Source organism: Actinoplanes sp. CA-131856, from assembly GCF_050956135.1.
GTDB lineage: Bacteria > Actinomycetota > Actinomycetes > Mycobacteriales > Micromonosporaceae > Actinoplanes.
In genome coordinates, this window is sequence record NZ_CP191849.1 from 6,543,088 (window position 1) to 6,554,781 (window position 11,694).

General features: G+C 73.2%; 10 protein-coding genes. 4 read left to right on the forward strand and 6 right to left on the reverse strand.

Going from position 1 to position 11,694, the window contains the following annotated elements; translation table 11 throughout:
* Positions 1–16 precede the first annotated feature (16 nt).
* The gene (locus tag ACQP2X_RS30415; protein WP_498687687.1) at positions 17–889 is read left to right on the forward strand and encodes an aldo/keto reductase family oxidoreductase; all 873 of its coding nucleotides are present in this window, start codon (positions 17–19) and stop codon (positions 887–889) included.
* Here ACQP2X_RS30415 and ACQP2X_RS30420 read toward each other — a convergent pair.
* From ACQP2X_RS30420 to ACQP2X_RS30435, 4 genes are read right to left on the reverse strand one after another with little or no spacing between them, the layout of a single operon-like run.
* Complete coding sequence (locus ACQP2X_RS30420; protein WP_498687690.1) at positions 873–3,059, reverse strand: N-acetylmuramoyl-L-alanine amidase; 2,187 nt, start codon at positions 3,057–3,059, stop codon at positions 873–875. The genes ACQP2X_RS30415 and ACQP2X_RS30420 overlap by 17 nt on opposite strands.
* A 48-nt stretch (positions 3,060–3,107) precedes the next feature.
* Complete coding sequence (locus ACQP2X_RS30425; protein ID WP_498687692.1) at positions 3,108–3,743, reverse strand: GNAT family N-acetyltransferase; 636 nt, start codon at positions 3,741–3,743, stop codon at positions 3,108–3,110.
* A gap of 10 nt (positions 3,744–3,753) precedes the next feature.
* Positions 3,754–6,246: an FtsX-like permease family protein gene (locus tag ACQP2X_RS30430; RefSeq protein ID WP_498687695.1), complete on the reverse strand. Its 2,493-nt coding sequence runs from the start codon at positions 6,244–6,246 to the stop codon at positions 3,754–3,756.
* Positions 6,243–6,998: an ABC transporter ATP-binding protein gene (locus tag ACQP2X_RS30435; RefSeq protein ID WP_498687697.1), complete on the reverse strand. Its 756-nt coding sequence runs from the start codon at positions 6,996–6,998 to the stop codon at positions 6,243–6,245. Before ACQP2X_RS30435 ends, ACQP2X_RS30430 begins: the two co-directional genes overlap by 4 nt.
* Positions 6,999–7,143: 145 nt before the next feature.
* Here ACQP2X_RS30435 and ACQP2X_RS30440 point away from each other — a divergent pair, with 145 nt between their 5' ends.
* Genes ACQP2X_RS30440 through ACQP2X_RS30450 form a run of 3 tightly spaced genes read left to right on the forward strand, consistent with a single transcriptional unit; the run spans position 7,144 to position 9,708 of the window.
* Complete coding sequence (locus ACQP2X_RS30440; protein WP_498687699.1) at positions 7,144–8,316, forward strand: sensor histidine kinase; 1,173 nt, start codon at positions 7,144–7,146, stop codon at positions 8,314–8,316.
* Between the two features lie 14 nt (positions 8,317–8,330).
* Positions 8,331–8,969, forward strand: a complete 639-nt coding sequence (locus ACQP2X_RS30445; RefSeq protein WP_498652367.1) for a response regulator — start codon at positions 8,331–8,333, stop codon at positions 8,967–8,969.
* 4 nt (positions 8,970–8,973) lie between these two features.
* On the forward strand, positions 8,974–9,708 hold the full coding sequence (locus ACQP2X_RS30450; RefSeq protein ID WP_498687701.1) for a PIG-L deacetylase family protein: 735 nt from the start codon (positions 8,974–8,976) through the stop codon (positions 9,706–9,708).
* On the opposite strand, the gene ACQP2X_RS30455 is transcribed toward ACQP2X_RS30450, so the two are convergent.
* Positions 9,689–10,966, reverse strand: a complete 1,278-nt coding sequence (locus ACQP2X_RS30455; RefSeq protein WP_498687702.1) for an AfsR/SARP family transcriptional regulator — start codon at positions 10,964–10,966, stop codon at positions 9,689–9,691. The two genes, ACQP2X_RS30450 and ACQP2X_RS30455, sit on opposite strands and share 20 nt — an antisense overlap.
* Positions 10,967–11,092: 126 nt before the next feature.
* The gene (locus ACQP2X_RS30460) at positions 11,093–11,647 is read right to left on the reverse strand and encodes a hypothetical protein (RefSeq protein ID WP_498687705.1); all 555 of its coding nucleotides are present in this window, start codon (positions 11,645–11,647) and stop codon (positions 11,093–11,095) included.
* Positions 11,648–11,694 lie beyond the last annotated feature (47 nt).

The window sequence follows — 11,694 nt, forward strand, 5'->3', positions numbered from 1 at the left end:
GCTCAGAGTAGAGGGCATGTCAATCACTTCCCTTCCCGGCGGCACATGGCAGCTCGGGGACCTGACCGTCACCCGCTTCGGATACGGCGCCATGCAGCTCGCCGGCCCCTGGGTGATGGGCCCGCCGGCCGACCACGACGGCGCGCTGGCCGTGCTGCGCGAGGCCGTGTCGCTCGGCATCACCCACATCGACACCAGCAATGCCTACGGCCCCGGGGTCACCAACCAGCTGATCCGGGAGGCGCTGCATCCGTACCCGGCCTCGCTGCACGTCGTCACCAAGGTCGGCGCCAACCGCGACGCCCAGGGCGGCTGGCCGCCGGCCCGCGACCCGGAGAGCCTGCGCCGGCAGGTCCACGAGAACCTGGACAACCTCGGCCTGGCGACCCTCGACCTGGTCAACCTGCGGCTCGGCAACGCGCAGGGACCCCAGCCCGGCTCCCTCGCCGAGGCCTTCGCGACGCTGGTGGAGCTCCAGGGGCAAGGCCTGATCCGGCACCTCGGCGTGAGCAACGCGACGGCCGAGCAGGTCGCCGAGGCGCGGTCCATCGCCCCGATCGTGTGCGTGCAGAACGCGTACAACCTGGCCCACCGTCACGACGACGAGCTGATCGACGCCCTCGCCGCCGACGGCATCGCCTACGTGCCGTTCTTCCCGCTCGGCGGCTTCGGCCCGCTCCAGTCGGACGCGCTGTCGGCCGTGGCCACCCGGCTGGGCTCGACGCCGATGTCGGTCGCCCTGGCCTGGCTGCTGCGGCGCTCGCCCAACATCCTGCTGATCCCGGGCACGTCGTCAGTGGCCCACCTGCGCCAGAACGCCGCCGGCGCCGCCCTCACACTTTCCGAGGACGACGCCGGCGAGCTGGAGAAGATCAGTTCGCGTACGTGAGACCGTCCGCGATGACCTGCGGGCGGCCGGCCGTTCCGGCGACCACGATCGAGACCGTGTGCACCTTGGCCGGCATGTTGCGGACGTACATCGTCTGGCGGTACGCCGTCGTGGTGGCCTTGGTGTCGAGGGTGGCCACCTTGGCCCCGTCCACGTAGACGTAGACGACGCCGGTCAGCTTGGTGCGGGCGAAGGTCAGGGCGGCCGAGCGCCCGTTGAACGTCCACGACAGCTTCGCGTTCTTGGCGCTCGCGGCCAGCGCCTTGCCACCCAGGTAGGCCGCGCCGGCCCGGGCGCTCCAGGCGCCGGTCTTGCCGGCCGAGGTCTCCGGCACCTGGGTGATCTTGCGGGTCACGGCGGCGGCCCGGCTGTTGCCGCTCAGGTCGCGGGCGGTGATCGTGTACGTCAGCGCGGCGTTCGGCTTGACCGCGGTGTTCCAGGCGGTGGCCGTGGCGGCCAGCGTGGCCGACCCGGGCGAGGTCGTCTTGCCGGCCTGGCCGACCACCTTGACGTTGTCGGCCGAGCGCCAGACCACCGACACCGGCACCGAGGTGGCCGAGTAGGTGCCGGTGCGCAGCATCACCGACGGCGGGCCGGGGAAGGTCGGCGCCGCGACGTCGGAGACGACCTTCACGGCCGGGGTGGTGTCGTAGATGTTGCTGGCGTGCACGGCCCGGACCGCGATGGTGTGAGTTCCGGGGGTGACGGCCACGGTGGCCGTGCGCACGGTGCCGGCCACGGTCGCGACCACGGCGCCGTCCCGCAGGATGTTGAACCGGTTGACGTTGCCGCCGGCCAGCGTCCAGTTGACGGTCGCGGTGTTCTTCACGTAGGTGACGCCGGCCGACACCGTGCCGGCCACGTTCTTGAGCGCCAGGCCCGGCAGCGCGGCCTTGCCGCGGATGTAGCCGAGCAGCGGGTACATCATGGCGCCGGGGCACACGGTCAGATAGCCGTCCTTGGTCTGCTCGCCGTCCTTGTGCCCGGAAATGCGGGGAAAGGTCGCCGTGGTGCCCTTGGGCCAGATGCGGCCGTCGACGCCCTCGACCATGTCGGCCGTAGTCGCCGGGTCGAAGCCGTACGCGGTGAGGCGGGCCGCCGCGAGCTGCGCGATCTTGTTCAGCGCGTTGTCGTACGGCCGGATCGAGGTGTAGTCACCGAGCAGAGCCACGCCGGCCGAGGCGGTGTTGAAGCCGACCGTGTGGGCGCCGATGACGGCCTTGGTCGCGCTGCCCTTGCGGCCCTCGTAGAGCGTGCCGCACTTGTCGACGATGAAGTTGTAGCCGATGTCGTCGAAGCCCTCGGCGATGTCGGCGGCCATGATGCTGCGGATGATCTTCGGCGAGTTGGCGCAGGTCTCGTTGTTGCCGAAGCCGCTGTGGTGCACCCAGACCATCTTGACGCCCTCGGTGGCGACCTCGGCCGGCGCCTTGACCGTGGTCTCGTCGGCGCCCCACTGCGCGCGGGTCACCATGGCCGGCATCGCCGCCTTGGCCACGACCGGGTTCGCGGTGGCCTCGGGCGTGGCCGCGGCGGCCGACGCGGGGGTGGACGGCTCGGCCAGCATGCCGCCGCCCGCGCCGGCGGCGGGCGGGGCGTCGGGGTCGATCAGGTTGAGCCGCAGCCCGGCCGGCAGGCCGGTGGCGGTCGCTCCCGCGATGCGAGCGGCCACGCCGTCGGACGGCCCGGCCCACAGCGGCTCGGTGCGGCCGCGCACGCGCGCCGCCTCGGACGGCCGGTCGGCCGCGGCCTCGGCCACCTCGAGCGACTCCCAGCCGCTCCAGGCGCCGGTGGCCGAGCTGCGGGTGCGCACCTCGACCGTGCCCTTGGGCGCGGCCTTGGGGTCGGCCCAGCTGACGGTGACCATGCTGAACTTCTTGGTGGCCCGCTGCGGCAGGTCGACCTGACCCGATGAGGAGGCGGCGAGCTCGACCTTGGTGACGGCCGTGCGCACCGGCGCGTTGGGCAGCACCGGGGCCTGCGTGGGCTCGGCCGTCGCCACGACCTTCGCCGCCGCCGCGTCCGCTTCCGCGGCCGCCGCCGTCGCCGCCGGCTCGTCGAACGCCAGCACCGGCGGCGCCTTGTCCGGCCACGTCAGCGCGGCTATGCCCCCACCCGCGGCCAGCACCGCCACCGCGGCCCCGATCGAAATTGCCACCTTGCGTTCCACGTCGTCCCCCGTTGATCTGCAATTAGCGGCGTGAGAGTACCGAATCGGTCAAATGGCGGCCATCCCGAACCAGGGGCGGCAGGGATCGAAGCCCTCGACCGTGACCTCGGCGCCGGGCCAGCGGGCGGCCGTGAGGCGGAAATGCCGCAGCTCGGCGACGTCGCCCGTGGTGTCGACGATGTGGCTGACGCCGTTGTCGGCGTACCCCAGACGGCGTGACACACCCTGCGAGGCCTTGTTGGCCGTCGTCGCCGAGCTGATCGCCGCGACGGCGCCCAGGCTCCCGAAGGCGAAGCCGAGGACGGCCGTGCGCATGGCGACGCCGACGCCGCGCCCCCGGACCTCGGGGACCAGCCACGACGCGGTGTCCACAGTGCGCAGCGCCGGGAAGTTCTCGCCCTCGAGGGTCTGCACGCCGGCCAGCCGGCCCTCGTACGAGACGGCGAAGTGCAGCACCCAGGACGCCGGATCCCACGTGCCGTAGGCCTTCCAGTAGCCCTGGCGGAACAGCCGCCGCTCGTTCTCGGCGAAGCTCTGCCCGGGCCACATGGCCAGGCGCGGATCGTGCCCGACGTCGCCGGGCAGCACGGCGGCGAGCTCCGGCAGGTCCGCCTCGCACATCGGCCGCAGCACGACGTCGCGGTGGACCAGCCGGAGCCCGAACAACGGCCACATGTCATCCATGCATGACTTTTTACTCCGTTCCGAGCGCCGCCACGGGACTCACCTTCGCCGCCTTGCGGGCCGGCAGCACCCCGGCCAGGGCGGTCAGCGCGACCAGGATCACGAAGACCACGGCGAGCTGGCCCACCGGCACCGCGAACGGCGCGTTCACGCCGAGCGCCTTGACCGCCAGCAGCGCGTACGGAACCCCCAGGACCAGACCGATGGCCGCGCCGATCACGCCGTAGAGCGCCGACTCGGTCGTCAGCATGGCCCGCAGGCCGCCCTGGGACAGGCCGACCGCGCGCAGCACGCCCGACTCGCGGACCCGCTCGACGACCGACAGCGCGGTCGTGGTGCCGACGCCGACCACGGCGATGGCCACGGTGAGCCCGATCAGGGCCAGGGCGATCACCAGCAGCAGGGTGAGCTGGCTGTCGATCTGGTCGCGCTGGTCGGCGAGCACGTCGAGGCTGAACGTTCCGCCGGCGGCGGCCTCGTCGATCGCCCGCTTGCCGTCGGCCCGGCCCTTCTCCCCGCTCACGGCCGCGTCCATCAGGACACCGTCGTAGGTGGCGGGGGCGCCGAGCTTGGTCAGGTCGGCCGGGTCGAGCACCACGGCCGAGCCGAGCGGCCCCGAGTCGGGCAGCTGGGCCACGATCGTGAACGTGCCGGCGCGCTTGCCGGCGTGCAGGGTGATCTTGTCGCCGACGTGCAGCCCGGTCGTGTCGGTGGTGAAGCCGGAGATGACCGCCTTGCCCGGTCCCAGATCGCCCACCGAGCCGGCCGCCACGTCGAGCTGGCCCAGCCGCGGCACCGCGCTCCACGGCACGTCGGTCACGTTCAGCCCGTCGACCTCGCCGATCTTCACGGGGATCCGGCGGTACGGCGCGACGTGCGCCAGGTCCTTGCTCGCGCGCAGCCGCTCGACCAGCGCGGGCGGCACCGGCGACTCGTCGGTGCCGCTCAGCTCGTAGTCGGCCGGGGCCGACGCGGCCGACTCGCGGTCGGCCAGCACCCGGATCGACGCCCCGCCGACCAGCGTCCCCGCGATCAGGGTGACGCCGAGCGCGACCACGACCGAGACCGCGGCGGCCCGGCGCGGAGCCGCTCCCACGCCGCCCGCGGCCAGCCGGCCGACCGGGCCGGAGCGGCGGATCGGCGCGCCCAGCAGGGCCAGCACCGGCCGCACGATCACCGGACCGAGCGCGACCAGCGCGAAGAAGGCCAGCGCACCCGAGCCGACGACGGCGAACAGGTTGTTCGAGGGGTCGTAGTTCTCCGGGTTCCGGCCCGGAAGACCGTTCACCACGTACGCCGCCAGCAGCCCCGCCCCGGCCGCCAGGACCAGGCCGGTGATCCAGCGCAGGGCGCCGATGTCGCGCCGCGCCCCGGTCGTTCCCGAGCTGCGCAGCGCCTCCAGCGGCGACACCCGGGCGGCCGAGGCGGCCGGGGCCAGCACGGCCAGGACGGTGATCAGCACGGCCAGCACGACCGTGGCCAGCGCCCACAGCAGCGGGAAGCCGGGCGAGTCGATGTGCGGGCCGAACCACCCCGCCACCACCGGCACCAGGTGGCCCGCGCCGAGCGCCAGCAGCACCCCGGCCACGCCGGTGACCAGGCCGGTCAGCGCGCCCTCGGCGGCCAGCGCCCGGGTGATCGAGCCGCGGCCGGCGCCGACCGCTCGCAACAGGGCCAGCTGGCGCATCCGCTGGGCGAACATGATGCGGAACGTCGAGGTGGCCACGAGCCCGGCCGCGACCACGGCGATCGCGACGAACATGGCGATCACCGCGAAGACCGCGTTGATGTCGGACGCCTTCTGCTCGGCCTCCTCGAGGCGCACGTCGGCCCCCGTGGCCACCTCCGCCCCCGGCGCCAGCGCGGCGACCCGGTCCCGCACGTCGCCGGCGCCCGGCGCGTAGCGGATGTCGACCTGGTTGACGAAGGTGGCGCCGCTCATCGCGACCACGGCGGCCGTGGGGGCGTACGCCTGGAAACCGAAATCGTCGCGGGCCTGGACCAGACCGACCACCGTGACCCGCGTCGGCGCCAGGGGTTTGCCGTCCTCGGTGTAACGCAGCTGCACATTGGCCGTGCTGCCGAGCTTCAGGCCCATCCGCTCGACCGTGCGCGGGGTGACGGCGATCTCGCCGGCCTTGCTCGGATAGCGGCCCTGGGTGAGCGTGGCGACGGCCAGCGGGCCGGCGCCCGGATCGCCGGTGATCTGCAGATAGTCGTTGTTGACCTGGCCACCGGTGTCGACCCGGGCCACCGCCTCGGCCACGCCGGGCACCTTCGCGATCGCGGCCGCCTTCGCGGTGGAGATCTCGCCGTTGCGCACGACCAGGTCGACCGCCTCGGGCGTGCCGCTCAGGCCGTTGAGCACGCTGCGCTCGGTGATCTGCTGGGCCAGCACCGACGCGTAGACGACGAAGGAGACGACCAGGACGGCCAGGCCGGTCAGCAGCAGCCGGGTCGGGCGGCGGACGACGCCGCGCATCTGGGTGCGGAGCACGCTCATCGGGCGGCCGCCAGACCCTGCAGCGCGTCGGTGACGCTGGCGGTGTCGGGGCGGTCGATCTCGCCGGCCACCCGGCCGTCGGCCAGCAGCACCACCCGGTCGGCGTAGGCGGCCGCGCCCGGGTCGTGGGTGACCATGACGATCGTCTGGCCGAGCTCGCGCACCGAGTTGCGCAGGAAGAGCAGCACCTCGGCGCCGGACCGGGAGTCCAGGTTGCCGGTCGGCTCGTCGGCGAAGACCACCTCGGGCCGCGAGACCAGCGCCCGGGCCAGCGCGACCCGCTGCTGCTGGCCGCCGGAGAGCTCGCCCGGCCGGTGGTCGAGGCGGGCCACGATGCCCAGCGTCTCGGTCAGGTGCGCGTAGAGGTGGTGGTCGGGCTTGCGCCCGGCCAGCTCCAGCGGAAGCGTGATGTTCTGCGCGGCGGTGAGCTGCGGGAGCAGGTTGAACGCCTGGAAGACGAATCCGATCCGCTCCCGGCGCACCTTGGTCAGCACCTTGTCGGACTGTTTGGTCAGGTCGGTGCCGCCGAGCAGGGCCTGCCCGCTGGTGGCCGTGTCGAGGCCGGCCAGGCAGTGCATGAGGGTCGACTTGCCGGAACCGGACGGCCCCATGATCGCGGTGAACTGGGCGCGGGCGAACCCGACGGTCACGCCGTCCAAGGCCCGGACGGCGGTGTCGCCGCTGCCGTAGACCTTGGTCAGGTCGACCGCGGCGACGGCCGCCATCGTGTCTTGGAGAACGGGCGTCTGCATGGAAACTCCACGGGGCGTCGTGATGGTGTTGACGCCGGAAATGCTGGCGTTAGCCGGTGGTCCGGCACATCGGCCCGTGGCCGGGGATCCGGATCTGTCTTTCGGCCGATGAAGGCACGCTCACCTGCAACTACGCTGGGTCACGATGCAAACGAACACGAACCGGTTGATCCTCCTGCGCCTCGGTCAGTTCCTCGGGCTGGCCGCCATGACCGTGCTGGGGTTGTTCGACGTCGCGCAGGGTCTGCTGCGCGCGTCCGAGCTGATCGGCCTGCTCCAGGTGCTGATGGCGATCGCCGCCGCGATCGTCTGGCTGCCCGCGCACAAACAGGGGTCCACCGCTCTGCCGAAAGTCGCAGTCGCGCTCGGCGCGGCCTCGTTGCTGCTGACCTTCTGGGTCGTCGGCAACTACTCCGACGACTACAGCTACTTCAGCTGGGGTCTGGCCGAGTCGGCGGCCCTGCTGGGCGTGCTGTTCGTGCTGGCGCGGCGGGCCAAGCCCGGCTGGGCGGTCGCCGCCGTGGTCATGGTCGGCGCCGCGGTCAGCTTCCAGCCGCTGCGCGGCGGCCAGTCGGCCGAGTTCGTCATCTTCGGCCTCATCCAGGCCCTGGCCGGCGCGGCCGCCATCGGCGTCGGCATCTACCTGCGCACCCTGGAGAGCTCGCGGCAGCGCGCGGTCGACGCCGTGCGGGCCGAGCAGCGCGCCGAGTTCGCCCGCGACCTGCACGACTTCATCGCCCACCACGTGACCGGCATCGTCGTGCAGGCCCAGGGCGCCCGGTTCATCGCCGAGCAGGACCCCAAACGCGTGCTGCTGGCCCTGGAACAGATCGAGGAGGCCGGCGCCGAGACGATGGCGTCGATGCGCCGCATGGTCGGCGTGCTGCGCGACCCCTCCTCGTCACCGGACGCGCCCCTGGCCCCGGTGGCCGGCCTGGGCGAGCTGCCGGTCCTGCTCGACCAGTTCAACTCGGCCGGCGGTGCGACCGCCCGCATCCACGTCGACGGCGACGCCGAGGGCCTGCCGGTGGAGGTGTCGACCTCGGCCTACCGGGTGGTGATGGAGGCCCTGACGAACGTCCGCCAGCACGCCCCCGCGGCTCAGGTGGCCGACATCTGGGTCCGCCGCACCCCCGACTGGCTGCTGGTACGGGTGGCCAACGACGGCGTACCGGCGCGCGCCGCCACGCCGAGAGATCGCCCGGGGTACGGTCTCGTGGGCCTCACCGAACGGGTCCGCGCGGTCGGCGGCCGGATCACCGCCGGCCCCGGCATCGAGGGCGGCTGGGTGGTCGACGCGGCCTTCCCCATTCCGTAAAGGCGGTTCTTCAGGTGATTCGTGTACTCATCGCCGACGACCAGGCGATGGTCCGTACCGGCTTCGGCATGATCATCGGGGCGCAGCCCGACATGGAGGTCGTGGGCGAGGCGTCCGACGGGGTCGAGGCGGTGGCCCTGGCCCGCAAGCTCAAGCCGGACGTGGCCCTGTTCGACATCCGCATGCCGAAGATGGACGGCCTGGAGGCCCTGCGCCTGCTGGCCGGTCCCGGCGTCGCCGACCCCCTCCGCATCGTCGTGGTGACCACGTTCGACCTGGACGAATACGTCCACCAGGCGCTGCGCAACGGCGCCGCCGGTTTCCTGCTGAAGGACTCGGGCCCGGCCCTGCTGATCGAGGCGGTCCGGGCCGCGGTGTCGGGCGACGCTCTGATCAGCCCGTCCATCACGGTACGTCTCCTGGAGCACCTGTCCGCCCCGGCCGCCGCGACCGACGAGGGCAACCTGTCGCCCCGCGAGCTGGAGGTGGTGAAGCTGACCGCCCGGGGCCTGACCAACGCCGAGATCGCGGCACAGCTGTTCATCTCGGTCGGCACGGTCAAGACCCACCTGGGCAGCATCCACACGAAGCTGAACACCCGGAACCGGGTGGAGATCGCCGCATGGGCCTGGGAGCGCCGGCTCGTAGGCTGAGGGCATGACCTCACCCGCCTCATTGCAGCCCGTCGACGAGTCCTGGCAGCGCGGCCTGGCCATCGTCGCCCACCCCGACGACCTCGAGTTCGGCACGGCCGCCGCCATCGCGCGCTGGACGGCACAGGGCAAGGACATCACGTACGTCCTGTTGACCAGCGGCGAAGCCGGCATCGACGGCATGGACCCGGCCGAGGCCGCCCCCGCCCGCGAGGAGGAGCAGCGCGCCTCGGCGGCCATCGTCGGCGTCAAAGAGGTCGGCTTCCTGGGCCTTCCCGACGGCGTGCTCGAGTACGGCGTACCGCTGCGCCGTGAGCTGACCCGGGTGATCCGCACCCACCGCCCCGAGGTCATCATCACCAACAACTTCCGCGAGAGCTGGGACGAGGCCGGTCAGGCCCTGAACATGTCCGACCACATCGTCACCGGCCGCGCCGTCCTCGACGCGGCCCGCGACGCCGCCAACCGCTGGATCTTCCGCGACCAGGACCTGGAGAAATGGTCGACCCGCCAGGTGTGGGCGGCCGGCTCCCCCCGCGCCACCCACGGCGTCGACACCACTGAGACGTTCGGCCTGGGCGTCCGCTCGCTGGAGGCCCACGCCGCGTACCTGAACGGCCTGACCTCCGGCCCCTTCGACGCCGAGGAGTTCCTGGAGGGCTTCTCCCGCCAGGCCGGCACCCGCCTGGGCGTCCGCTACGGCGCCTCGTTCGAGGTCTTCAACCTCGGTCTCCTGTGAAAGCGCGGCCCCGGGCCGTGGCCCGCAGCGCCACATGCGTCAACTCCTCCGGCATCGGCAGCGGCCGGCGCGCGGTGACCAGCAGCGCCGAGCCGGGCGCGGCGGGGATCAGCGGCCGCACCTGACCGGCGTCGTCGGCGCCGTCCACCACGACCAGCACCCGCCGGGCCGCGAGCAGCGACCGGTACCGGCCGAGCCGCTCGTCCACGTGCTCGGGCACCTCGCCCGCCGGGACACCGAGCGCCCGGAGCACCCGGGCCAGCAGGTCGGCCACCGGGACGCCGGGCCGGGCCGCCGCGAAGACCTGCCCGTCCGGATAGGCCCCGGCCAGCCGGTGCCCGGCCCGGGTGACCAGCGCCGTGGTGCCGCTGCCGGGCGGGCCGTGCACCACCACGGCGGCCGGCCGGCCGGGCGCCGGCCGGGTCGCGGCCGTCAGCACCGCGGCCAGCGGCTCGGCGTGCCCGGGCGACGGCGCCGGGTCCGGCGGCAGCTCACGCGGGACCTCCCGGCGGGACAGATCGAGCCGCGGCGCCCGGTTCAGCATCGCCACGTGCAGGGCCGCCAGGTCGCTGCCGGGATCGACGCCGAGCTGGGCGTGCAACGTGTCGTGGGCCTGCCGGTAGGCGGCGAGCGCCGCACCCACGTCACCCGCCCGGTACAGCGCCAGCATCAACTGGCCCCAGGCCCGCTCGCGCAGCGGGTGCGCGGCGAGGTGGTCGCGCAGCGCCGGCACCAGGTCGTCGGTCCGCCCGAGCACCAGACGGGCCTCGATGAGATCCTCCACCGTCCGCAGCCGGTCCGCTTCGAGCCCCGAGAGCAGCACGTCGAGGGCCGCCACCCGGGGCAGGCCGTGTCCGGCCGGCCCGCGCCACAGGTGCAGCGCGGCCGCCAGGTCGGGCTCCGCCCGCTCCGGGTCCCCCTGCTGGAACGCGGCTCGCCCCCGCTCGGCGAGCCGGCGGAACGAGGCGACGTCCAGCTCGTGCGGCGCCAGGTTCATCTGGTACGCCCCGTGCCGCGAGACGATCCGGCCGCCGATCGTGCGCCGCAGCGCCGCGATGTGGTTGCGGATGTTCGCGACCGCGGACGCGGGCGGCTGCCCGGCCCAGAGCATGTCGGTGAGCCGATGCAGCGTCACCGGCCGGTTGGCCTCCAGGGCGAGAGCGGCGAGGACCGCCCGTCGCTTGGCCGGCCCCGGCTGAACCGGCCCGGCGTCTCCCCGTAACTCCACCGGCCCGAGCAGACGGACCTCGATGGACATCTATCTCCCCCCTGATCGGCCCCCACAGTAGAAAGGCGAACGGGCGGAGTTCAACGCGAATGGCGGGAATCGCGCAGTGAGCATTATCAAGGCCTCCGGGAGTAACAGAAACAGGCGCCGGCGCGCTCAGATCTCGGCGAGCACGTGCCGCACCGCCCCGGCGAGCTTTTCCGCCGGAACCAGCTCGGGACCGGTGAATTGCACGACCCGGAGCTCCTTGCCGTACGGGACGACGGCCATCACCGCCCGGCCGCCGTCACCGACGTACGAGACCGCCGCGGCGCCGAGGCCGTCCAGGCGCTCCGGCTTCGCACCGGCCTGGGCCACCGCGTCGATCGTCTCTTCGGCGGTGCCCGACCGGTTCGGCATGGTGGCGACGGACAGGGCGAACGGCCGCTTGCCGTCCCGGCCGTACGCGCAGTGCCGCCAGACGTTGCCGTTCGGGTTCTTCTCGGCCGGAAGCTCCTGACCGGACAGTGTCGTCTGCTCGGTCCCGCCGAGCAGCCCGATCACGGCCGCCGCCGGCAGCAGGTCGCAGGCCGAGGTGATGCGGGCCAGCCGTGCCGGCGGCGGCGGCGACGGCTTCACCCACGTCGACGCCTGTGGCTCGGCGCCGCCGCATCCCGCGAAGGAGATGGCGACGGCGCCGGCCGCGAATGTCACACCAATCGTTTTCCACACCCGGGAGAGGCTAGGAGTGCGACATACACCCCTGCCTATCGTCCGGA

Bases quoted from the DNA above. Each gene is read 5' to 3' on its own strand.
- ACQP2X_RS30415 (WP_498687687.1), top strand. From the start codon at position 17: ATGTCAATCACTTCCCTTCCCGGCGGCACATGGCAGCTCGGGGACCTG.
- ACQP2X_RS30425 (WP_498687692.1), bottom strand. From the start codon at position 3,743: ATGGATGACATGTGGCCGTTGTTCGGGCTCCGGCTGGTCCACCGCGAC.
- ACQP2X_RS30435 (WP_498687697.1), bottom strand. From the start codon at position 6,998: ATGCAGACGCCCGTTCTCCAAGACACGATGGCGGCCGTCGCCGCGGTC.
- ACQP2X_RS30455 (WP_498687702.1), bottom strand. From the start codon at position 10,966: ATGTCCATCGAGGTCCGTCTGCTCGGGCCGGTGGAGTTACGGGGAGAC.
- ACQP2X_RS30450 (WP_498687701.1), top strand. From the start codon at position 8,974: ATGACCTCACCCGCCTCATTGCAGCCCGTCGACGAGTCCTGGCAGCGC.
- ACQP2X_RS30440 (WP_498687699.1), top strand. From the start codon at position 7,144: ATGCAAACGAACACGAACCGGTTGATCCTCCTGCGCCTCGGTCAGTTC.
- ACQP2X_RS30430 (WP_498687695.1), bottom strand. From the start codon at position 6,246: ATGAGCGTGCTCCGCACCCAGATGCGCGGCGTCGTCCGCCGCCCGACC.